The following is a 23,212-nucleotide window of genomic DNA, read 5'->3' as shown; positions in this document are numbered from 1 at the left end:
GGATTTATGATTTAAGAATTAAATGTGTCGTTTCATGGAACTGATCGCCTAACTGACTTAATAATTCACGAACCACTCTTGGATTACCATCTATTCCTAAAGCCGCATATCCCTTATTGCCTCTATGTCCTAATTGCAAATCCAACACATTAATCTGTTGTGAAGCCAATGCTGAGAGTAGAATCAATAAAACGCCTGAAATATTGTTGTGAATCGTTACAAGCATTTGAGAACTTATTGCAATAGGAAGGTCAACACCGTCAAATTCCAAAAGATAATTGTCTCCCGCTTTTAATTCAGGAATCTCCAACTGATCACCAAAATGAATATTCTTGAAAAAGTCGCCTGAGGTTCCCTTCACAAAGTCCACCGCATTACGAATCTGCTCATCTGTTCCTGAAAGGGTAAGAAAAGCTGTAGCTGTTCCATCTTCATTCGAATTAAGATAAGCCGTGTCCACATTAATTTCTTCCGATGCTAAAGTATTGAATAATATTGACAAAACCCCTGGTTGATCGAGGTGATGAGAAAAAAGTCCCTTAACGCGTCCTTGTGGTTTTTCTGGTTTTTGGTGACTAATTGCTATCGATTTCGTTCCTTTTCTAATTCGAATAGCTTCATATTCTCCCAATGAAGTTGAATTGTGATGATCATTCATTAAATCCATAAAGCTTCCTCCGAAAGAAAACTTAGGTATCCTTCGTTGTTTTGAGCTTTCAAATCTACGGTTCAACATCTCGATACCTAGATTCAAAACCTTGTATTGCTCGGCTTTCTCTTCACCTAAGCTTAATGGATGCTTCTCAGGAATGCATTGGGAGAAACTGACATAATACTTATAACCATTTTCTAAAGCATAGTCTATTCCCACCTGATAATCCTGAGCCAAATCCTTTAATGAGTGGGCATCCGTACCTATCGCTATTGGAATATTCAATTCTTTAGCTCTGGTAAGAATAGATGCATGCGGGTAAATACCACATTTCTTTCGGATTCCTGCAAGATTGATATCCAATGCTAAATTGTATTCACTCACCATTTCTAATAAAACACGCATCCGTCTAGCCAAAAAATGCTTAGACGTATCCAGCTCCAGTAAAGGCTTAGGGATTGGGACATATAGTTTTGGTAAATCAATATGTCCAATCACTTGAATCATATCCCAGGAGCTATCAATCATTTCAATAACTTCCTCAATATAAGCACCCCAATATTGTTCGACTCCTCCACGAATTTCAACTAAGCGTTGCGCTTCCTCAAGCGATCCATCATAGGCTATTCCTTCACGCGAGAAGTGAACAGATCCAATCACAAAATCGGCATCCTGCGCTTGGAAAATTTTAGATCGATTCCACTGTAAACCCAAATCAGGTCCCAACCACTCCAACTCAATTCCGTATTTGATATTGATAAGATGTCCGAATTTCTTTTTCAGATTTGAAATTTTCTTGGGATAATCTAAATAGGCATTATGCCCACGAATAAATTTAATATCAGTCCGTTTTTCTGCATCATAACGAAAACGGGTCATGCGCGGCGTATGGATAATAAATGTAATATTGGGATAAGCTCTATTAATCGCTTCCTGGATAATTATTTCAATATCGTCAATACCATGTTTCACATGGTCGTTTCCTGTTCCCACATGTACACCATGCGTTTCCCATAAAAACGCCTCGGGAAAAACCATTTTATTATCTTCTTGCATCCTTTTCCAAATTATTCTTTCGAAATTGATCAGCAAAAACTGATCGAAGGCTAAAGGTAATATTTTTGTTTCTCCACACACCCCTAATAGCAAGCCTTTTCATCAGATAATCAGACAGGATGAACTTTTACTCTAACGAAAACGTTTGAAATAAAGTCAATCTAAAAAAAAGAAATATAGACTTCATTATTATATCAAAAAAAAAGAGAAACTTAATATTCCTCCTTTTGCAATCATAGGTTTCCTTTATCTCTTTATTTCACTTTCGTAGAGATTTATCCATTCTATAGTATCCATTTTGGAGACGAGCTCGGCTAAAAGCTCATAAGGAATTTGATCCATTCTCTTAAAACGAAGGCATGATTTTCCCATATCCAATTTTAACTTACTGTGTTTTGGATATTCCTCCAAAAACCAATCCTTAAGTTCCTGATTCGCATAGAGTCCCATATGATAAAAGGCGACAAAATTCTTTTGGGAAGCAATATTAATAAAAGGCAAGGGCAATTTGTTATCGCAATGGTAGCCCTTAGGGTAAATGGAATGTGGAACCACATAACCTATCATACCATAACTCATACATTCTTCAAATCCATGAGGAAGATGATCGATTATGACCTCTCTTAATTTTCCAAAGGCTTCCTTTCTTTCTTCAGGAATCTGCCTGATATATTGCTCTGGATTATCAGCTTTTATTTGCATGCCTGTATGTTTCAGCCTATTAGTCAATAGGTTCTCCCTCTTCAGAGAGGCAAATTGTGAGTCAACATTCCGCACTCTTTGAGTGTGGTTATTCAAATTAGACCACTTGCTGGTATCATATTTAGCCTACTAAATCAGTATTGAACTCTAAATAAGCTGAGTAAAAAAACATCTCTCCCTGATCTGTCCTCGAAAGTTTTGGGGATTGGGCTAAAAGAATGCACACAAAAACCAGATGCTGATTAAACCTGATTTTCTTATGAGCCTTAGGTTCATACATCAATCCTATTTGAATCTGCGTCAAAGATTAATCAGATAATATAAGTCTTTAAATCTTGCAAGAGGGCTTTATATAAAGGATTAAGGAATTGAGCAACACCTTCATTTTTTTCTAATTCCCATGTTGTCTTCCACAATACAAATGAGGAATTATTGTCAGTAACAGAAAATACGGTCAATTCTCCTACATATCCAAAAAGGTTATCTTTTGAAGCAGGCCCTGGACCATCATCTATACTATAGCTAAACTTTTTCGCGTGATTATCGAATGATAATAAGGTTTCATAAAAGGTCCCATTTACAATTCTCTTAGCTCCAACTTCAAAAAAGGGTTTATCCCCTACAATTTCAACTTTAGTTACTACATTTCTGGCCCATGATAAGTCATGAAAATTCCTTAACACATCCCATACTTTCTCAGCAGGGGCTTCGATCACAATTGAATTATAACATCCCATTTTTCTAATTATTTAAATAGATTATTATAGTATAATTTACGCATAAATCTTCATAACAGCCTGCACATGTGCTTCATTTCTTTTTCAGTTTGGTTAAGACATTTATCGATTTAGCCAGACCATTCACCTGACTCCTTTTATAGTTCCGATTACTATTAGCCTCCTCACTTATTCGATTTAAAATGGACCTAAACCATTCAGTCACTAAACCCTGGTAATCAGTATAGATTAATGTAGCTTCAATGATAATGCAACAATTACCAAACTTCTTAATAAAGGGCTAGAATCTAGATAATTACTAAAACCATTTTTTTTGTTTAAAATATAAGATCATCGAAATAGCTGTCACAATAATCACACCCCACATGACGAAATAACCGTACTCGTAATGCAGTTCTGGAATATTATCAAAGTTAGTCCCATAAATACCTGCGATAAATGTTAATGGAATAAATATCACCGAGAAAATAGTCAAGAATTTTAAAATATCATTTAGGGTATTACTAACGCTAGTATGAAAAATACTTAGCTGATCAGAAAGGATTTCCCTATAGCTATCCAAAGAATCATTTGCAAGGTTAATGTTATCCTGAAGTTCTTTTAGATGCACAGATAGGTTTTCGTTTAACAATTCAGAATCCATTTTCGCCAGGCTCAAAATCATCTCCCGACAAGGCTTAATTGATTTTCTGAGGAAATTAATTTCGCCCTTATATTTATTGATTTCTTCTAATGTTTTCTTCGAAGGGTTCTTTATTAATTCATCATCAAGAGATTCAATTTTTTCACCGACTAAACTTATGATGTATATATAATTATCTATAATAATATCGAGAATGGCAAAAGCAAGATAATCTGAACCTGAATTTCGAATTCTTTTTTTACTTTTTCGTAAACGCTCTCGAATGGGTTCAAAAACATCACCCACCTTTTCTTGAAACGATAAGAGTATATTTTCCTTAATGATAAGAACAAAATTTTCAGCTGAAATTAGGTCATTAGACTGATGATATTGAAGCATTTTTAATGAAATATAAATACAATTATCATATTCATGAATTTTAGACCTGGCATGCGTGTTCAATACATCGGGTATGATCAGCGTGTCTAATTTGAATCCCGATGATATTTCCTGCATGATTTTTTCATCATGTAAACCGTCAACATTAAACCAGGAAGTTGTTTTTGAATTGGCGTAATCAAGAACCTCACCAACACGATCAACTTCGAGTTCATTTAACTTCTCAGAATTAAAGTCAATGAGTCTTAACCTGATGAAATCGCTTTTCTTATCACCCCTAAAATGAATCGCATAAGGGGATAAACCTATTGTGTCTTTTTTTGTTTTTATAAATCTTGCCATATAAGCTAAATATTAAAATAAACAGGTGAGTCTTATTGCACCCATATAAGTGTGACTATTCTTGTTCTTTTTAACTGTAAGCCATTCGCCCTGGAGAGCTAACATCCCCAGGGCGAATCACTCAACGTTTCTTCAATTCAAACAGATCTTTTCGTCTGTCGCGCAAATTTTTAACGCTGCCAAATTGATTAAGCTCTCTGAGTAGGTCAATATCAACATCCGTAATCAAAATCATTTCGGTATTTGTAGTCGCCTCACCTTTAATGCCATTGGCGGGGAAAGAAAAATCACAAGGTGTAAAGACCATCGATTGAGCAAATTGTATATCCATATTATGAACTGCTGGTAGATTCCCAACACTCCCCACAATAGCAACATAACATTCATTTTCAATGGCTCTCGCCTGAGCACAATGGCGCACTCTTGAATAGCCATTCTGAGTGTCTGTGAGGAAAGGCACAACTAATATATCCATCCCCTCATCCGCTAAGAGCCGACTCAGTTCTGGAAATTCAGAATCGTAACAAATAAGAACCCCTATCTTGCCACAATCGGTATCAAAGGTCTTTATCTGATTGCCCCCCTGCATTCCCCAAATTTTTGCCTCGTCGGGAGTTATATGAAGCTTTTCATATCTTTCTGTAGTCCCATCCCTTTTGCATACATAGCCAACATTGTAGAGGAGATCATTTCGCATTTCGGGCATACTCCCCGTAATAACATTGATGTTGTAAGCAATTGCTAATTCTGAAAACTTTTGAACAATATTTGCCGTATGTTTTGCCAATTCCCTTATTGCTTCTGATTCAGGAAGATGATTATTAGCTGCCATCAAGGGAGCGTTAAAAAATTCTGGAAATAGAGCAAAATCAGATCGATAAGCGGAAACCGAATCGATGAAATATTCTGCTTGTTGCATTAATTCTTTAAGGTTCTTGTATGGACGCATTTGCCACTGGATTAAACCTAAACGAACATTTTTTTTCTGAGTTGCTGCTTTTCTAATTTTCTTTTGATAGAAAATATTATCCCATTCCAATAATACTGCAAATTCATTCGAAGCTTCATCTCCCTCAAGATAGCCTTTCAGTATTTTTGAAGGGTGAAAATCATTAGAAATCTGAAAGTTTAAAACGGGGTCATTAATTTCTTTTCTTTTAACCTTTTCGATGTATTCCTTGGGCGAAATTTCTTCTGCATGTTTGTGATAGTTTGGTATTCTTCCTCCAAAAGCAATCCCTCTTAAATTCAAACGCTCACATAATTCTTTCCTGTAATCATAAAGTCTTCTTCCAAGTCTTAATCCACGAAATTCTGATTTAATAAAGACATCTATCCCATAAAGCACATCACCCTCGTCTGAATGGGTGCTAAAAGAATAATTACCCGTAATTTCCTTATAGGTATGATGCTCATCAAATTTGTCATACTCCACCATAATGGAAAGCGCACATCCTGCTAATTGATTATTTACTTTAATAACAACCTGGCCTTCTGGGAATTTTTTTATTAGGGATTTAATCTGTTTTTCTCCCCAATAGGAATTGGGCATATTTGAATAAGCCTCAATCATAGCATTTTTTAACTCTTGATAATCACTAGGTGTTAAAAATTGCAATTCGATGTTTTCGATATCTCTTATCATGGTTTTTAAGTGTTGCTAAAACAATATGTCTTTAATAAGTAAAAATGGTTTATTGACACCAAAGTTGATTTTACTTATTCTATTAAAACAAGGCCCCATCGCATGCTGGGATGACATTAAAGCATGTTGCCTTGAATAGTAAATTTAATAAAATTCATTTGCAAGCTTCCGTTTTATGAAAAGAATGTTTTGAACATGAAGCTTCTGTATCAGCAGACCAATATTTCATACTCTCTTAAAGAAAGTTGCATGCTTTTTGCTCATGCATGAACCTTTAACAGAAAAAATGATACATGGCTCAACTTATTGTCCACATTTTTGTTGCAAGTCCACTCATCCTTAGAATAACTTTCAAGTATATTTCGACTTGTGCTATTATTAAACTTGCTTAAAATATCATCAGTAAACCTATTGGGCTTGTTTCATACCGATTATATATTCTGTAAATTACATTTCAAAATTTATACTTTCGGACACACATGAAATAAAATGATGAACGAATCAAATCCAAATTTAAATAAGAATATTTTACTGGCCGTTACCATGACATCCAATTTCCTGAATCCCTTAATGGGTGCTGCCGTCAATGTAGCTTTACCCAGAATTGGGGCAGAATTTTCGATGTCGGCAGTGGGTTTAAGTTGGGTTAGTATGTCCTTTTTATTGGCTTCGTCGGTATTTTTAGTCCCTTTTGGTAAAATAAGTGACAATTGGGGGCGTGTTAAAATATTCTTGTACAGCAATATATTATTTGCTTTGTCCACTTTATTTTGTGCCTTTTCTTTTTCATCCGAAACATTACTCATGGGTCGATTATTGCAGGGAATTGCTGCTGCAGGCATATTTGCCACGAACATGGCTATTATTATATCTGCTTTCGAACCGCACGAAAGAGGTAAAATGATTGGATTAAATGTGATGGCGGTTTACGTCGGTTTATCCATTGCTCCGGTTTTGGGCGGCATATTAACAGAATCCTTGGGGTGGCGCTCCTTGTTCTTTATTAATGCAGGAGCAGTCTTGTTAATAATACTTGCAATACTTACGAAAATTAAAGCCGAGTGGGCCGTTCCAGTCGATGCGAAATTTGACTTTAAGGGAACTTTACTCTATATGGTTTCCGTTTCGGGATTGATGTATGGTTTTTCACATTTACCTAAAACGGAGGCTATCGCATTCACTTTTTTAGGTATTGCAGGACTAATTGTTTTTGTCAGATACGAGTTAAAGCACCCCAATCCAGTTTTTGAAATGCAGTTGTTCTTCAAAAACAAGTTGTTCGCATTCTCAAATCTATCCGCTTTTATAAACTATGCCGCTACCTTTGCCATCACATTCGTTTTTAGTTTGTATTTGCAATACGTTAAAGGTTTATCGCCCAAAGAGGCTGGTTTTGTTTTAATTGCACAACCTATCATGATGGCTCTTGTTGCATCATTCTCAGGAAAATTGTCGGATACAAAAGACCCCAGAATTCTTGCATCTATAGGAATGGGCATAAGTGCAGCAGGTTTGTTAATGCTCAGCTTTATAAGCAAAGAAACTCCTTATACCTATATTGTTTTTGCTTTATTGATTTTAGGGTTTGGTTTTGGCATGTTTTCATCACCCAACACAAACTCGGTAATGAGTTCGGTAGATAAACGTTTATTAGGACTTGCTTCGGCTACCGTTGCAACAATGCGAACAACTGGAATGATGTTCAGCATGGCTGTTGCAGCCCTTTCGGTACATGTGTTTTTGGGAGATGCTAAAATTAGTGCCGGCAATCTTGATTCATTCATGTTAAGCATGAGAGTGATTGTTATTGCCTTTACATTTTTGTGTGTGATCGGAATTTTCACTTCGCTGGTAGGCAGGCGGTAACTTACTAACCAATAAGATTTATCGTCTATGGTCTGAAAAATTGTAGGATTTGATAATACAGAATGCCGCAATTAAGAAGACTTTAAAAAGGCTATCATCAATTACCAATATGAAGATTATATTCGTATACAGCCAATTCTATATCACGTTTCTTATAGGTTTTATTTCTAATTTTTTCAGCAACTACCGGGCAATCCTTAAAAAATTTCAATCCTGTTTTTCTAAGGCTTCTTCCCAAACCATTACCAACTTTTGTGACAGGTTCTACAATATGATTATCATTCATGCAGATGTAATAAGAAGTCGTCTCGCCCCCCATAGTATGTCCAGGGAATCCGGGCATACTAACAGAGCCAACACCTGGAGGTCCAGCCATAGTTATAGGCCCACTCCCGCCTACAGTATGCATATACTTGTGATGCAATGAGTACAAGCTCATTTTTCCTTTGACACATAACTTAAATAGCTTAGGTCGCATCACCATATTTTTCTTTATCATCTTATAATGATAGGTGTTCTGTTCATAATCCTCCTCTATTTTCAGACCTCTAATTTCACGAAAAGTATAAATGCAAGCTTCACTGTTCTTATCTTTTCTGAATTTTACGGTATGATCTGCTTTAATTCGTGCCAGCCCCTTAAGTTTTGTACCCTCTTTTAAAAAGAGGGTCGCTTCATGTTTCTGCGCAAAAGTTGCAGAACCAATTAATAAAAACAGTAGAATGATTAGATTTTTTTTGGTATTCATATTGACATTTAAAATTGACTATTCTACGGCAACAAACATATTTTTATAGCTTAAAACGATTTTATCAAACTTCTTTAAGAAATCGGTTCCAAGTCTACCATCCTCGCGCCAGATATTCATTTCTGATTCTATACTGACCTGAATTTGATTAAAAACAGACGCACGACCTTCGAGTTCGAAGGTGATTTTTGGCAATCGATATGAATTTTGTATTGAAATACCTCCAAAGCCTCCAATTCGGATTGAATCCTGTTGACCTTGCCTTTCAACCCATGATTTATTTCTCTCATAAAAAAGATGATTCATATAGGTTTTGACATTACCTGAATCAAAATGCATCAAGCAGGATTTTCCATTCAAGTTCAACTTAAGATAAGGCTGTCGACTTTTCATCACCAAATTATTTCCACTCTCAGGTAAAACCGATAATTGAGCTGGGACTATGATTTTCTTTTTCTTAGGGTAAAAATTTTGCTCATCTAAGGCGTTGAAAATATCGGCTCCTAATACAGCAAAATCGTTCAAGGATGTATCAGTTACGATTTTTGGTACAACGTAGAAAATTGGATTATAACAGATAACCTCTCCAATCATTAAACTATCAGTGGTTCCAACCCATGCTGTCCCTTTTCCTACACCTACCATAGATATGGAATCTGCAATTTTAACAATCCCGAGACTTTTTGCTGTGGATTCAGACAATAAGCTATACTTGGGACAACCCGTATCGAAAATCATCGGTAAGTCTTTACCATTTATCTCAGCATTTACCATTAAGCTTTCTCCTCTACCCGCTTTTTCAAAATAAAAATCTATTTCACAGTCGTTATTAGGACGAACGACTTTAAAGCTGGCTGCTTTAGACAAAGATATATTGAGCTTTAATTTATTCTGAAGTATCTCTCTAATTTGTCCAAGAGACACTGCTTTGGTCTGCTCCAGAAAGGATTGCAACAGCTCTACACAAGCTTTAAAATCATATTTATTCTCGAATACATCTGCATAGAGGTACATGAAATTGGCAATGGTATTTATTCCCAATTGAGCCTGATAGTTTTCATCGCTCAATAAGTCATCAAAAGCTTTAATTCCTTTATTAGGCTGGTTAAAAGATATTGCAAGCATTGCTTCGGACATACAATCAAGCATAGGAATGATACTATCTTTCAAGAGATCATGTTGCTTTTGCAATTCAAACATATCATCGCCTCCTATCAATTGACCGATTAATTCATTGGGAGATTGAGCTTGTGTTGGTTTTCCTATAAATAGCAAACTAAAAAGAAGGATACTAATCACGTAGTAGTTTTGCTTCATTAAAATGACTTTTAAGCTTCATATATTTACTTGCTTTCACATTCTTTAATTATCGTAAAGAAGTCTTAAACGCTTTAATGCTCCAATTGATAAAGGAATAGCAAATACACAAGCAGCCACTACAGCGCCTATATAGCTTATCATATTCTCGCTTGAAAACAAAGAACTCATGAAATTTGTATAGGACTCTAGATCCATGGCTTTCTTAGCCAGCATTCCTACAAAAGCACCCATCGAAAAAGCAAACATTGCTTTAAATATAAGTGAGCTAATCTTCGCATTTTTCATTTTAACCCAACTATTAGATTCTCTTTTCACCCTTGTTTTATCATTTAAGGAGATGATAATATAAACGATACCTCCTGAAATGCCTCCGACTAAACATGAAATAAGGAATCCTATTGTTTCTTTATCAAAGAGTAATGCCAAATCAATCCTCTGATTCAATAATGATTGGGTTAAGAATTGATAGACAAATACACCTAAAATAATTCCTAGCAGAAAATATTGTCCTAAGAATAAATACTTGGTTTGTTTGATTTTATTCCACATACTTTTTCATCTTTAAATTAACATGAGATCAAATTTATGAAAACAATTTAATAAACAATATAACCAACATTTGTATATTCATATAAGAATATAAAATGGAATCCTTCTACTTAGTGTTTAAAGAAAAGGGATAATCGATTCATATCAATCTTCCCTTTTATATCGTACTTAAACGAAACCACCTCAATTAACAAAAAGCTGACTGAGGTGGTTTTATGATTACAAGCGGTTTAACTATTGATTTGTGAGATCTTCTCTACTCAAATGGGACATTCGTTCCATCTTAGAGACCTCTATGCTTAGAAAACCATACTCGTCAACAACCTTACCCTCTATAAGGTAAGAACCAGGTCCTCGAAAAGGATAGGCTATAGCTACTGGGGGAAAATGAACCGTATCCAACCAATGACCATCCAAATCGATCCAGGTTCCAAAATACATCAGTTTACCATTACTGGCCCTAGTTGGTTTACGATGAATTAGAAAGCCAACAATACGAATATATCGATTAATTAATCGTGTTAAATGGCAAGCCTTTAAATCAGATGACAGTTCATCTTTAACCAGTTTAAAAGGTGATTGCACCGATAAACCGAGCAATTCTAGTTCATCAAAAGTATCCTCTAAGTTATGTCTCCACAATTTTGGCAGCTGAAATTCTTTCACTTCAGTTTGGAAAAGCGTTTTCTCAGGTTTTGTTTTCTTACTATGTCCCAATAAAAAATGCGCATCCCACAAGAGCTCCTTTTTATCCTGCCCCGTAAATCGGAAAGCTCCAATACGTATTAAAATGATTAACTGCTCCAAACTAATGGGAAAACGCTTGATAAAATCACGCAAATTCGCAAATTCTCCATATTTATCCCTTTCTTTAATCAAAGCTTTACCTGTACCGCTTTCCAAATCTCTTAACAAATAAAAACCCAGCCATATGGTTTTATCCTGAATCGTATTTTTCCAAACACATCGGTTCACACAAGGCACTTGAATATCTGCACCCTGCATAACAGCTTCGTGCAAATACAATTGTGCGGAATAAAAACCACCGCCGTTATTTAATGTGGCAACCAGATACTCCAAAGGGTAATAGGCCTTTAAATAAAGGGCCTGAAAACTCTCTACCGCATAACTGGCTGAATGTCCTTTCGCAAAAGCATAATTGGCAAAGCTTTCAATCTGTCTCCAAATATCTTTTACAAGCTCATCGGCATATCCTTTGGTTTTGCAATTGGAAAAGAATTTATCTTTGACCTTTCCAAACTCATTTCTTTGCTTAAACTTCCACGACATACCCCGGCGCAAAACATCAGCCTCATCCAATGTTAATCCGGCAAAGTAGTGAGCCACCTTAATCACATCTTCCTGATAAACCATCACACCATAGGTTTCTTCCAATATTTTATAGAGTTCGGGTAATTCTTTTTGAGCTTGTTCTCTCCTATCCTTATTCTGAAAACGGATAATATATTCTCGCATCATGCCGCTTTTAGCCACACCTGGACGAATAATAGAACTGGCAGCCACCAAACGCTTGTAATCCTCAGCCTTCAGCTTAGTCAAAAGCATACGCATTGCTGGTGACTCCACATAAAAACAGCCAATGGCTTCTCCTTTTTTAAGCATACTTTTTACACGCAGATCCTCCATGAATAGTTTCGTATCATTAATATCTATATCCAATCCATAGTTTTGCTTAATGATGGTTAAACTATCTTTAATTTTACCCAAACCTCGCTGACTCAAAATGTCAAATTTATGCAAACCCAAATCCTCAGCTATATACATATCGAACTGAGTTGAAGGGAAACCTTTGGGTAAAAGCTCAGTCGCTGAATATTGACTGATTGGCTCTTCAGCGATTAGAATGCCACTTGAATGAATGCTATTTTGACTCGGAAAACCGGCAATATATTGACTGTAGCGAATCACCCATTTCCCATACTCATCAGCCTGATCAGGATTTGGATTTTTTTGCAGACGAACAATCTCTTCATCGGGTAAACCAAACACCTTACCAATTTCCCGGAAAGCTGATTTGTGATTGAACGTAATAAAGGTGCCAAGCAGAACAACCTTATCCCAACCATATTTATCGAACAAATATCGCGTTACATCATCTCTGTCTGTCCATGAAAAGTCGATATCAAAATCAGGCGGAGAAGTTCGAAAAGGGTTAATAAATCGTTCAAAATAAAGATCTAATTCAACAGGATCAACATTGGTGATTTTTAATAAGTAAGCGACCAAACTATTAGCTCCACTTCCTCTACCAACATGATAATAGCCTTGACTCTGCGCATAGCATACTAAATCCCAATTAATCAGAAAATAAGAACAGAAATTTAGTTCACGAATAACCTTCAATTCCTTATTCATTCGGTCCAGAATCTCATCTGTCACGTTCTGATATCGATACTGCAAACCATCACAGGCCAGCTGTCTTAACAGCTTAAAGTCATCCTCTTCCGAGTTCGTAAATCGTTTTTTATTCTTATTCGTCCCAAACTCAAAATTCATATTACAAGCTGACAGCAAATTTTCAGTATTCTTAATCAGTTTAGGATATGCTTTGTACAATTCCAACACATCTGCTTGACTTCTGTATTGATCTTCAAAATTAGCTTGCTCTTCTTTTGAAAGCCTACTCAAAAGCGTATTTTTATCGATTGCCCTTAATAATCGATGTATGTTATAATCTCGTTTATTTCGAAAGCTCGCAGTTTGTAGAACCACTAACTTATCCTGATGATTTTTCCATTTCGAGAAAGGTAAATACGGCAAATTCTTTGAACTTACTCCCAAATATTCATGCTCTTTGAGCTCTCGCAGTTCAGATTGAAAAGGATAAACGACAAAGGCATTTTCTAATACAGGAGCATCTGTTTCAAACAGAATATCATTGTGCAAATGCGGATTCAGAAATTCATTAATCTCACAAAATCCTTTGGCATTTTTAGCCAACAGAACATATTGCTGTTCCATCCCATTTCGAATATCGACACCAACTACAGGGCGAATTCCAAATTCTTCTGATCGTCTTACAAAGTCGAGGCTTACAGCCGTATTATTGATATCTGTTAAAGCAACAGCAGTATGCTTTCCGCTTGATGCTTCATTTAAAAGATCTTCAACCGACAGTGTTCCGTATTTAAAACTATAATATGAATGGCAATTTAATAGCATGTTTTCAAAGTCAAAAAATCTTAACAGTTAAAAAGTCAAAAACGTAATTCGTAATTGTTTATTTCTACACCCCGACTCTGCTCGATGAGCGAAATACTCGTAATTCCTAATTATCCTATCTTCGTCGATGAGCAGGAATAATTGGAGCTTGTCCGTTAAAAGGATTCATGCCCCCAATGCTTTTTACGTCCATTCCAATAGCGCGTTTCACAGCATCTTTCCCATAGCAATTTCGGAGATTATCCATAGCTTGATACAGCTTTATGAGTTTCTCTGAGTCTTCGAACAAACGAATTTGATAGGTTCCTCCCACTAAATTACTAAAGCTCACTCCGATTAATCGAATCAAAACTCTACGCTCATACATTTTATCAAATAGGCTAAGCGTGGTAGCGATGAGGGTATGATCGAGTGAAGTGTATGGTATTCGCATCTGTTTTGTGAAGGTTTGAAAATCGGAATAGCGAATTTTGAGCGTTACACAGGCCGTCAGTTTATTTCCATTTCGCAGCTGATAGGCTAAGTTTTCAGCCATTGCTACTAAAATACTACGTAGCTTTTGCATATCAGTTGTGTCTTTTTCGAAAGTTCGTTCACTCGAAATTGATTTTTTCTCGTTCCAGGCAATTACAGGTGTATTATCAATCCCCTGTGCTTTTTTCCAAATCACCTGTCCATTCTTTCCCAAAACGCGCTCCATTAATTCCATGGGCATTTCTTGTATGGTTCGCACTTTCTCTACGCCCATACTGCGCAGCTTGTGATAGGTCTTATCGCCTACCATAGGAATTTTCTTTACTGAAAGTGGAGCCAGAAACGACATTTCGTTTCCATATTCTATATTGATATGATTATTGGGCTTTGCCTCTCCCGTTCCCACTTTAGAAACCGTTTTACTGGTAGAAAGACCAAATGATATAGGCAGGTGTGTTTCCTTTAAAATCTTTTCCCGCAACTCTTTCGACCACATATAACTCTCCTTCACAAAGCGATCCATGCCTGTTATATCCACATAAAACTCATCGATTGATGATTTCTCGACTATGGGCGATTCTTCCCTAACAATTTCAGTCACCATATCCGAAAACTTGCTATAGGTTCCGCTATCTCCTCTAATCACTACGGCATCGGGACACAGCATGCGTGCCATTTTCATGGGCATTGCCGAATGAATACCATACACACGCGCTTCGTAACTACAAGCCGCTACAACTCCCCTATCTGATGTTCCCCCAATCAAAACCGGACGATTGTTCAATCTACTGTCCAACAATCTCTCACATGACACAAAAAAAGTGTCCAAATCCATATGTAATATGGTCCTCCTCATACAATGTCGATAATTTCGTCAATATTCTGCCTATAATTTAGTCTTTCTTTCTTATCTTTGGGAAAAAGTCGCTATGTTTTTTCCAGAAAATATCAAGTTCCTTCGTAATAGAAGAAAGAAATCACAGGTAGATTTAGCTCAGCAATTGGAGATTACGCGTACCACATTGGCTGGATACGAAAAAAATGTTCAACCCCCTTTTAAGGTGCTGATTAAATTTGCCGAGTATTTTAAAGTGTCAATAGATGCACTAGTGAGATACAATTTGCAAGAGTTATCGGAATTTCAGCTTTCGCAGATAGAAGATGGTTACGATATTGATGTAACGGGTAAGAAATTACGCTTGCTGACCATCTCGGTCAATCAGGATGGGGAAGAAAATATCGAAATGGTGCCTTTAAAGGCTCAGGCTGGCTACACCAATAGTTATGGCGATATGGAATTCATAGAATCTCTACCCAAATTTACGCTTCCATTTTTACCAAAAGATAGAACCTATAGAACCTTTCAAATCAAAGGTGATTCAATGCAACCCATACCCGAAGGATCGTGGATTACGGCATCCTACATTCAAAATTGGGAAACAATAAAGGATGGAACACCCTGCATTATTGTAACACAAGATGATGGGATTGTTTTTAAAATTGTGTACAAGCAACTCAATAAAAATCAATCTTTACAATTGGTTTCCTCCAATCGTAGATACAAGCCTTATGAATTAGCTATCAGTAAAGTGGTTGAAATTTGGAAATTTGAAACCTATAATGGTTTTGAAATTGATTAGAAAAGTTAGTCTTTCAGCACCCAGGATAATTCAAGACATAAAAACACCCCAATCGGCGCTAGCCAGATTGGGGTGTTTTTTGATTTAAAGCACAATCGTCCAAGTTGGACGTCTCAGCACTTGCCTATATTGTATCCTGATTATTAAAAACAAGCTTCCCTCCGTCCAAATCTATCGAGATTATATTGTTCGAAATCAGTCTTCCAGATAAAATCTCTTTGGATAATTGATTCAAAATCACTCTTTGAATAACACGTTTGATAGGTCTAGCACCAAACTGAGGTTCAAAACCTATCTCAGCCAAATGTGAAATAACAGCATCACTAACATTCAATCGAATCTCCTTTTTGGCCAACATCCCCTTTAAACCTTCAATCTGAAGCTTTACAATTTGCTTAACTTCGTCGATATTAAGTGGTGTAAACATCACCGTCTCATCAATTCGGTTTAGAAACTCAGGACGGACGCTTTGCTTTAAAAGCTTAAGCACTTCAAGTTTTGTTTCATCCAAAATGGCCATGCGTTTATTCATATCAATATTTTCCAATCTATCTTGAATGATATGGGCACCCATATTCGATGTCATGATAATAATGGTATTCCTAAAATCAGCAACACGCCCTTTATTATCAGTCAAACGGCCTTCGTCAAGTACTTGCAAAAGGATATTGAAAGTATCGGGATGAGCTTTCTCAATCTCATCAAGCAAAACAACTGAATAAGGTTTGCGACGAACGGCTTCTGTTAACTGGCCACCTTCTTCATAACCTACATACCCCGGAGGCGCTCCTACCAAGCGGCTTACCGCATGTCTCTCCTGATATTCACTCATATCAATTCTAGTGAGCGAGTTCGCATCATTAAACAAGTATTCGGCCAACGTTTTAGCCAACTCTGTTTTACCAACACCTGTTGTTCCCAGGAATAAGAAACTCCCTATTGGACGATGACTATCTTGCAAATCAGCACGAGAACGACGAACAGCATCAGACACCAATTCAATGGCCTCATCTTGCCCTACCACAGACTTGTGCAATTCATCTTCTAATTGCAATAACTTTTCTCTATCGCTCTGCAGCATCTTAGAAACAGGTATTCCTGTCCATTTTGCCACAACCTCAGCAATATCCTCACTGGTCACTTCCTCCTTAATCAAAGCATTTTCCTGATTGGCAGCCAAATCATTTTTAAGCTGATTTAAGAGTTCTTCCCCCTCTTTAATTTTCCCATAACGAAGCTCTGCAACCAAACCAAAGTCACCATCGCGTTCTGCTCTATCAGCCTTTTGTTTGTCATCCTCAATTTGAGCTTTTACATGTTGTACTTTCTCAACCAAGTCTTTCTCCAATCGCCACTTGGCATAGATACCTTCTCTGCTTTCCTTAAGATCAGCCAGTTCTTTCTTTATCTTAGAAATCTTGGCCTTATCATTATCCCGTTTAATGGCTTCCAATTCAATTTCGAATTGCATAATCTTACGATCAAAAACGTCCAATTCCTCAGGCTTTGAATTGATTTCCATACGCAATTTTGCAGCCGATTCGTCCATTAGGTCAATGGCCTTATCCGGCAAAAATCGATCAGTAATATAGCGTTGTGACAGTTCAACCGCAGCAATTATGGCACTGTCCTGTATTCTCACCTTATGATGACTCTCATACTTATCCTTAATACCTCTAAGAATAGAAATGGCACTTTCTCGATTAGGTTCACTAATCATCACCTTTTGGAAACGACGCTCCAAGGCCTTATCCTTTTCAAAGTATTTTTGGTACTCATCCAAAGTGGTTGCACCAATGGCTCGCAATTCCCCACGGGCCAGAGCAGGCTTTAAAATATTGGCTGCATCCATAGCACCTTGCCCTCCACCAGCACCTACAAGTGTGTGAATCTCGTCTATAAAAAGAACAATCTTGCCATCTTCTGCAATCACTTCTTTCACAACAGCCTTTAACCTTTCTTCAAATTCGCCCTTGTATTTCGCTCCGGCAATCAAAGCTCCCATATCCAAGGAATATATGATTTTATCCTTTAGATTATCTGGAATATCTCCTTTCACCAAACGGTGAGCTAAGCCCTCAGCAATAGCCGTTTTACCCGTACCTGGTTCACCAATCAGCATGGGGTTATTCTTGGTTCGTCGCGAAAGAATTTGTAAAATTCGCCTGATCTCTTCGTCACGACCAATTACAGGATCCAGTTTACCATCATTGGCTAACTTATTTAGGTTTCTCGCATATTTATCGAGAGTATTATAGGTATCTTCCTGTGATTGAGAAGTCACATTCTGCCCTTTACGCAACTCATTAATCGCTGCAGAAAGGTTACTTTCATCAATCCCACTATCTTTCATCAAACGAGAGACCGAATCTTTCGCTTTTAGCATGGCCAAAAGAAGATGTTCAATTGAGATATACTCATCTTTCATTTTTTTAGCCACATTGGCCGCATCATTTAAACTTTTAGTTGCTTCACGAGACAAAGCGATTTCACCCCCTTGTACTTTGGCAAAGCTTTGAATAACATGATCAAGAGTTTTCTGAAAGAGCTCTGCATTAATACCAACCTTTTTTAAGATAAAGGGTAGTACATTTTCATCGAGCTCAAAAATGGCTTTTAGAATATGAGCATTTTCTATCTGTGGGTTTTCGTAGCCCTGAGCGATTTGCTGGGCCAACTGTATCGCTTCCTGCGATTTTATGGTGTATTGATTAAAATTCATAGTCTAATCATTTTGTATTAAATATTATTCGACAAACAACCAATCAAATCTCATACCCCTTTCAAAACTAAGCCATCCTGACAGATTAAGCGCAATATTTCATGACATAATAACAGAAATCTAAGCAGACTTCAGGCTAAAATTGAATAAGAAAAGGTGTAGCCTTTAAACTACACCTTTTACATTTAAAATAATATTCTAATATTACCTTTTAGTGTATTGTTTTCATCTGAATATTCTTTAAAATGACTTAAATCTTTTCTATTGGTCTCCTTAGAAGATACAATCCTTTTAATGCAAGTCATCATAGCCAATCATCCATTGAATACCAAATTTATCAACAAACATACCGAAGTAAGAACCCCAAAAAGTGTTATCCATAGCCATAATAACTTTTACATCAGCAGACAATTTGTTAAAAAATTCATCTGCAGCCACTTTACTATCAGTAGAAATAGATACTGAGAAATTATTCCCTTGAATAAATTTCTTGGCCCATTCGCCACTGGTATCACTACCCATCAAAACAGTTTACGTGCTAATTGGTAATGAAACATGCATAATCTTATTTTTATCTTCCTCAGCAATAAGACAATCAGGATTATCCGGCATCTCAGAAAATCGAGCTATATGGGCATATTCCCCACCAAACACAGATTTATAAAAAAGAAAGGCCTCCTCACAGTTGCCATTAAAAGTCAGATACGTGTTAAGTGTTGTCATAACATAAGTCATTAATTATATGGATTCAGCAAATTCTTTGAAATTGACCAGATGTTTACAGGTTTCTTTTTTGAACATCCCAGGCATCAAAAAGATCATGATCTTAAAAAAACCAGTGCATCTAAACTCATTTACAGATTTCCACACGGTTTTATTCTCATTAATTTCGATAAAATAGTTTTGTACATGATTCCACACGCCTTTAGCTTCATAGGTTCCAGAAAATTCAGAGGGTAAATTCTTACTAGTGATGGTCTCAATCATCACAACTTCGCGTTTTCCCATCTTATAATACAATTTGGACTTGGCTCCAACCTCGCCCGGCTGACCACTTAAATGTTCAACACTTACAAGCCCTGGCTGCCAATGTTTCATATTAGCAGGATTATCAAAGAGTCTAATAACGATCTCACGAGAGAGATTAATGTCAACTTCTACTTCATATTTCATCCTATCAATTTATTAAGTATAACAACTTTTTAATAGGTGTAGGTAGATACTAGATTACCCAATTTATGAAAATTTGAATCATCAAGCAATTAAATTAAGATACACATATCTCTTTTTATTAAATCTAGAGATTTTAAAACAAAAAAAAGCTACACTCTAAACTAAGGTACTACGACTTATGAATTCGATTGACTATCTACAAATGCTCCTTCTTTAATCTTTTTATAAGATTAAAGAAAAGTACAGCTGTGGAATTTAATGCTGCTTCAGCTATATCGAAATCTGGAGTATGGTGCTCTAAATCCTTATCAGGTGAGGCACCTACACCAACAAAACAGGCCTTTCCTCCTCTTGTCTGTACGTCTATCATCAGAGATGTAAAATCTTCACTTCCTCTGTTTGTCTTATCGGATAGAATCACATCCCTAAAGCAATTCATATTATTTGCCTCATCACTTATTAATTTTGCAAGTGAATCATCACCACGAGCTGCAGAAGCTTCACCCACTTTTTTAATCTCAAAAGAGCAGCCCTCTTTGTGAGCTGAAGCTTTCACAATACCCTCAAGCTTTTCAAGTAACTCAAACTCGCCTATTTGACTATCTGCTCTTAGCTCAATTTCCAACTTAGCCCTATCAGCAATTATATTGCGAGCTGTACCACCTTCCATACGCCCGATATTCACACGTTTCAACCCTTCGCCAATGAATTGAATTTCATGCAAAGCAAGGATTGTGTTCGCTGCAGCAAGAATTGCATTATTCCCTTTTTCAGGGCAAATACCAGCATGGACTGCTTTCCCATAAAAAGTCACATCCAATTTATCGGTAGCCGCAGTTCCATTTTGTGAACAAACCACTTTACCCAAAGGCATATTACTCCACATATGGGCTGCCAATAGGTAGTCAACATTCTTTAAAAAACCAGATTTCACGATTGATGCGGCTCCTCGCACGCCTTCTTCAGCAGGCTGGAATAATAGAATATAGTTTCCATCCAGTTGATCTTTGTATTTAGCTAAATATTGCGCTAAACCAAGACCAATAGCCATATGAGCATCGTGCCCACAAGCGTGCATAACTCCCCTTGATTCTGACACAAAACCAGCTTGATTGGGAAAATGATCGCTGGCATTTGATTCTGTAATGGGCAAAGCATCCATATCAACACGAATAGCAACACAAGGCCCATCTCCACATTTTAAAATACCAGCAACAGCCGTAGAATTATTGGCAAAAGTTTGCATTTTTTCTTGACCAAATATCTTCTCAGCCTTTTCGAATGCAATTACATTATCCTGCTCAGCAGGTAAACCCATTAGATTATCAACATGCATAACCTCATGTCCTGTCTTCACTTCGAACCCTAAATTCAATAACTCATCTGCAATAAATGCGGCCGTGCAATATTCCAGCCAACCTAATTCTGGATGTCTATGAAAATGTCTTCGATATGCGATGATATCTTCTTCTATAGAATGATTCATATTTCTATATAATTGGGGGTTTTTACCTTAATGAAACTAAATACAAAGTAAAATAATCTCCCTTAATATTAAGTCATAATTTCCCTTTAATAAAAAAAGCTGCATCCCTAAGGTTACAGCTTTCATTTAAAGATTCTTATTTCTTTCTATTCCTTTTTTATAAGTGTATTTACACCAAAACAAGTATAGTCCTTATTAGGGAAAGACACATTAAAAGTGGTTTCAATTTCTTTATCAGAGATCAGTTTGATAATCCATTGTGCCTTACCTCCTGGCATAAAGTTTTCAATTGTTTCCGTTTCAAAAACAAAAAGCTTCTCATTTGATAGCGAATCGTTCAATACATATTGGTTGATGTAACCTTCGTTGTTAAATTGACGAAAAACGATAACTTTTCGAGTTTTGTCGTAGGAGATAAATCCCTTATCAATATGATGCTCGCCCTTAGGGTTTCTTCCTGTTGGTTCAAATTGAGACTCATTACTGATCTCAAGATAAGTTCCACCCATAACCAACTTAAAGCTGGATTCTATTTTCGATTTATTATTCCCAAAGCCACTCCCAACACCTGTCCACTCGCCAATTATGGCATTTAATCTCTCCAAAGGATTTGTTTGAGCGAAACTCATGCTACTCATTAGCACCAAAATCAAACTTTGTATGGCAATTCTTTTCATTTTCAAAAGGGTTTATTTAGTTGTTTTCAAATTTAGATTTCCCAAAGCTATAAAATAGAACTTAGCCATCAAGTCTATAATTAAGAATTAAAGTTTATTCTACTGAAATATTGTAAACACCTTTAAGCAGGACCTTACCCAAATCATTTGTTCCTAAAATTTCAGTATACCCCTTTGATATGCAACCAATCTTCACTTTTTCTTTTCGAAAGGAATAGTTTTCATTATCCCTATTATTAACAACTAAGACAAAGTGTTCGTTGCCCAATTTGGTAATAGCGTTACTAGGCAAGGCTATGGCATCTTTCTCATTGGTCGTAATCTTAGCTTGAATATAGGAGCCATGAATTAATTTGGCTTTGATATTTTTCTCTATTGAAGCCAAACAAAGTATACTTTTAGAATCTGTATCCAGTCCCTTTCCTATGGAAATCAGTTTGGCCTGATAATTCATTTCTCCCCCTCCTATATTTTTAAAATGAATAGTCTGTCCAAGCTCCAATTGATTCACATCTTTTTCGAATATTGAAATTTCAAGCTGAAGTTTATTGATATCAACCTGTTCTATCAGTTGCTGATTTTGTTCAATAAATTGCCCAAGCATGAGTTGCTGTTTAATGATATAGCCACTAATAGGTGCCTTAAGGGGTAACGCAGTGTACAAGTTTCCATCCCTTATCCTAGAAACATCCAACTGTAATATATGAAGTTTCGAATTTAAAGCCTGCTTCTTTGCCATCAAAACCTTAAAATCACTCTCTATCTTCAAAAAATCTTTCTCAGCCGTAATCTTTTCTTTAAATAAAGAAAGGTATCTGTCGTAATCGGCTTTTACTACTTTCAACTTGACTTCAGTTTCAATAAAATCCTGTTGAATATCGATCAACTCGTTGGAATTAATCTCACATAAAACTTGCCCTTTAGTCACAAAATCACCCGATTTGAATTTAATCGACTTGATTATTCCAGATATGGGCGTACTAATTTTAGCACAGCCTTCGGGAGCAGCTTTAATAAAACCATTGCAATCTATTTCTTCTTGAAAACAATACAGGCTAGTGGTTCCAATTTCCATTTTATCGGAATTGAATTGCTCTTTAGTGATGCTAATAAGATTCGTGTTATCCAGGCCCATATCATCCTGCTGAATCGTTTTATTTTGACAAGCAAAAAGAGATAAAACAAGGAGGATTAGGATAGTAATCTGATTCTCTTTCAT

19 protein-coding genes are annotated in these 23,212 nt (G+C 36.5%); 2 read left to right on the top strand and 17 right to left on the bottom strand.

Translation table 11 applies throughout. The annotated features are described in order from the left end of the window. Positions 1–4: 4 nt before the first annotated feature. The 5 genes from DWB61_RS14820 to DWB61_RS14800 form a co-directional block, all read right to left on the bottom strand. A complete protein-coding gene (locus DWB61_RS14820) occupies positions 5–1,708 on the bottom strand; it encodes a histidinol-phosphatase HisJ family protein (RefSeq protein ID WP_125031697.1) in 1,704 nt (567 codons plus the stop codon). Positions 1,709–1,954: 246 nt separating this feature from the next. Beyond that, the gene (locus tag DWB61_RS14815) at positions 1,955–2,410 is read right to left on the bottom strand and encodes a DUF1801 domain-containing protein (protein ID WP_125031696.1); all 456 of its coding nucleotides are present in this window, start codon (positions 2,408–2,410) and stop codon (positions 1,955–1,957) included. A 311-nt stretch (positions 2,411–2,721) separates the two neighbouring features. Then, complete coding sequence (locus tag DWB61_RS14810) at positions 2,722–3,147, bottom strand: SRPBCC family protein (RefSeq protein ID WP_125031695.1); 426 nt, start codon at positions 3,145–3,147, stop codon at positions 2,722–2,724. 298 nt (positions 3,148–3,445) lie between these two features. Continuing rightward, the gene (gene corA / locus DWB61_RS14805) at positions 3,446–4,510 is read right to left on the bottom strand and encodes a magnesium/cobalt transporter CorA (protein WP_125031694.1); all 1,065 of its coding nucleotides are present in this window, start codon (positions 4,508–4,510) and stop codon (positions 3,446–3,448) included. Positions 4,511–4,631: 121 nt separating this feature from the next. Beyond that, on the bottom strand, positions 4,632–6,155 hold the full coding sequence (locus DWB61_RS14800) for a carbon-nitrogen hydrolase family protein (protein ID WP_125031693.1): 1,524 nt from the start codon (positions 6,153–6,155) through the stop codon (positions 4,632–4,634). A 489-nt stretch (positions 6,156–6,644) separates the two neighbouring features. Here DWB61_RS14800 and DWB61_RS14795 point away from each other — a divergent pair, with 489 nt between their 5' ends. Next, positions 6,645–8,021, top strand: coding sequence for an MFS transporter (locus tag DWB61_RS14795; protein WP_125031692.1), 1,377 nt, complete (start codon positions 6,645–6,647; stop codon positions 8,019–8,021). A 97-nt stretch (positions 8,022–8,118) separates the two neighbouring features. Here DWB61_RS14795 and DWB61_RS14790 read toward each other — a convergent pair whose 3' ends face one another. From DWB61_RS14790 to dinB, 5 genes are all read right to left on the bottom strand, one after another. Continuing rightward, positions 8,119–8,769 (bottom strand): hypothetical protein, encoded by a 651-nt coding sequence (locus DWB61_RS14790; protein ID WP_125031691.1) that lies wholly within the window; start codon positions 8,767–8,769, stop codon positions 8,119–8,121. A gap of 18 nt (positions 8,770–8,787) precedes the next feature. Then, positions 8,788–10,086 (bottom strand): retropepsin-like aspartic protease, encoded by a 1,299-nt coding sequence (locus DWB61_RS14785; protein WP_125031690.1) that lies wholly within the window; start codon positions 10,084–10,086, stop codon positions 8,788–8,790. A 45-nt stretch (positions 10,087–10,131) separates the two neighbouring features. Further along, on the bottom strand, positions 10,132–10,638 hold the full coding sequence (locus DWB61_RS14780) for a hypothetical protein (RefSeq protein WP_125031689.1): 507 nt from the start codon (positions 10,636–10,638) through the stop codon (positions 10,132–10,134). Between the two features lie 234 nt (positions 10,639–10,872). Continuing rightward, positions 10,873–13,821, bottom strand: a complete 2,949-nt coding sequence (locus tag DWB61_RS14775; protein WP_125031688.1) for a DNA polymerase III subunit alpha — start codon at positions 13,819–13,821, stop codon at positions 10,873–10,875. A gap of 115 nt (positions 13,822–13,936) precedes the next feature. Next, positions 13,937–15,151 (bottom strand): DNA polymerase IV, encoded by a 1,215-nt coding sequence (dinB, locus tag DWB61_RS14770; protein ID WP_125031687.1) that lies wholly within the window; start codon positions 15,149–15,151, stop codon positions 13,937–13,939. A 73-nt stretch (positions 15,152–15,224) separates the two neighbouring features. On the opposite strand from dinB, the gene DWB61_RS14765 reads away from it, so the two are divergent. After that, positions 15,225–15,935: an XRE family transcriptional regulator gene (locus DWB61_RS14765; protein ID WP_125031686.1), complete on the top strand. Its 711-nt coding sequence runs from the start codon at positions 15,225–15,227 to the stop codon at positions 15,933–15,935. A gap of 124 nt (positions 15,936–16,059) precedes the next feature. Here the strand turns inward: DWB61_RS14765 and clpB are convergent, their stop codons facing one another. The 7 genes from clpB to DWB61_RS14735 form a co-directional block, all read right to left on the bottom strand. After that, positions 16,060–18,657 carry an ATP-dependent chaperone ClpB gene (gene clpB / locus DWB61_RS14760; protein ID WP_125031685.1) on the bottom strand — a complete coding sequence of 866 codons (2,598 nt, stop codon included), beginning with the start codon at positions 18,655–18,657 and terminating at the stop codon, positions 16,060–16,062. Between the two features lie 291 nt (positions 18,658–18,948). Further along, the gene (locus DWB61_RS17815; RefSeq protein WP_197091127.1) at positions 18,949–19,179 is read right to left on the bottom strand and encodes a VOC family protein; all 231 of its coding nucleotides are present in this window, start codon (positions 19,177–19,179) and stop codon (positions 18,949–18,951) included. Positions 19,180–19,188: 9 nt separating this feature from the next. Then, the gene (locus tag DWB61_RS17810) at positions 19,189–19,380 is read right to left on the bottom strand and encodes a VOC family protein (RefSeq protein ID WP_197091126.1); all 192 of its coding nucleotides are present in this window, start codon (positions 19,378–19,380) and stop codon (positions 19,189–19,191) included. 15 nt (positions 19,381–19,395) lie between these two features. Beyond that, a complete protein-coding gene (locus DWB61_RS14750; protein ID WP_125031684.1) occupies positions 19,396–19,830 on the bottom strand; it encodes an SRPBCC family protein in 435 nt (144 codons plus the stop codon). 196 nt (positions 19,831–20,026) lie between these two features. After that, entirely contained in the window at positions 20,027–21,316 is a 1,290-nt protein-coding gene (locus tag DWB61_RS14745; protein WP_125031683.1) for an amidohydrolase, read from the bottom strand. A 146-nt stretch (positions 21,317–21,462) separates the two neighbouring features. Further along, positions 21,463–21,993, bottom strand: a complete 531-nt coding sequence (locus DWB61_RS14740) for a hypothetical protein (protein WP_125031682.1) — start codon at positions 21,991–21,993, stop codon at positions 21,463–21,465. 94 nt (positions 21,994–22,087) lie between these two features. Beyond that, entirely contained in the window at positions 22,088–23,212 is a 1,125-nt protein-coding gene (locus DWB61_RS14735; protein WP_125031681.1) for an efflux RND transporter periplasmic adaptor subunit, read from the bottom strand.

The sequence above is a fragment of the Ancylomarina euxina genome (assembly GCF_003863355.1).
Lineage (GTDB): Bacteria > Bacteroidota > Bacteroidia > Bacteroidales > Marinifilaceae > Ancylomarina > Ancylomarina euxinus.
The sequence above is the reverse complement of the archived record's forward strand: the minus strand, read 5'-3'. Positions and strand labels throughout refer to the sequence as shown.

Coding starts and splice junctions, on each gene's coding strand:
- DWB61_RS14820 (WP_125031697.1), bottom strand. CDS start 1,708: ATGCAAGAAGATAATAAAATGGTTTTTCCCGAGGCGTTTTTATGGGAA.
- DWB61_RS14815 (WP_125031696.1), bottom strand. CDS start 2,410: ATGCAAATAAAAGCTGATAATCCAGAGCAATATATCAGGCAGATTCCT.
- DWB61_RS14810 (WP_125031695.1), bottom strand. CDS start 3,147: ATGGGATGTTATAATTCAATTGTGATCGAAGCCCCTGCTGAGAAAGTA.
- corA (WP_125031694.1), bottom strand. CDS start 4,510: ATGGCAAGATTTATAAAAACAAAAAAAGACACAATAGGTTTATCCCCT.
- DWB61_RS14800 (WP_125031693.1), bottom strand. CDS start 6,155: ATGATAAGAGATATCGAAAACATCGAATTGCAATTTTTAACACCTAGT.
- DWB61_RS14795 (WP_125031692.1), top strand. CDS start 6,645: ATGATGAACGAATCAAATCCAAATTTAAATAAGAATATTTTACTGGCC.
- DWB61_RS14790 (WP_125031691.1), bottom strand. CDS start 8,769: ATGAATACCAAAAAAAATCTAATCATTCTACTGTTTTTATTAATTGGT.
- DWB61_RS14785 (WP_125031690.1), bottom strand. CDS start 10,086: ATGAAGCAAAACTACTACGTGATTAGTATCCTTCTTTTTAGTTTGCTA.
- DWB61_RS14780 (WP_125031689.1), bottom strand. CDS start 10,638: ATGTGGAATAAAATCAAACAAACCAAGTATTTATTCTTAGGACAATAT.
- DWB61_RS14775 (WP_125031688.1), bottom strand. CDS start 13,821: ATGCTATTAAATTGCCATTCATATTATAGTTTTAAATACGGAACACTG.
- dinB (WP_125031687.1), bottom strand. CDS start 15,151: ATGAGGAGGACCATATTACATATGGATTTGGACACTTTTTTTGTGTCA.
- DWB61_RS14765 (WP_125031686.1), top strand. CDS start 15,225: ATGTTTTTTCCAGAAAATATCAAGTTCCTTCGTAATAGAAGAAAGAAA.
- clpB (WP_125031685.1), bottom strand. CDS start 18,657: ATGAATTTTAATCAATACACCATAAAATCGCAGGAAGCGATACAGTTG.
- DWB61_RS17815 (WP_197091127.1), bottom strand. CDS start 19,179: ATGGGTAGTGATACCAGTGGCGAATGGGCCAAGAAATTTATTCAAGGG.
- DWB61_RS17810 (WP_197091126.1), bottom strand. CDS start 19,380: ATGACAACACTTAACACGTATCTGACTTTTAATGGCAACTGTGAGGAG.
- DWB61_RS14750 (WP_125031684.1), bottom strand. CDS start 19,830: ATGAAATATGAAGTAGAAGTTGACATTAATCTCTCTCGTGAGATCGTT.
- DWB61_RS14745 (WP_125031683.1), bottom strand. CDS start 21,316: ATGAATCATTCTATAGAAGAAGATATCATCGCATATCGAAGACATTTT.
- DWB61_RS14740 (WP_125031682.1), bottom strand. CDS start 21,993: ATGAAAAGAATTGCCATACAAAGTTTGATTTTGGTGCTAATGAGTAGC.
- DWB61_RS14735 (WP_125031681.1), bottom strand. CDS start 23,212: ATGAAAGAGAATCAGATTACTATCCTAATCCTCCTTGTTTTATCTCTT.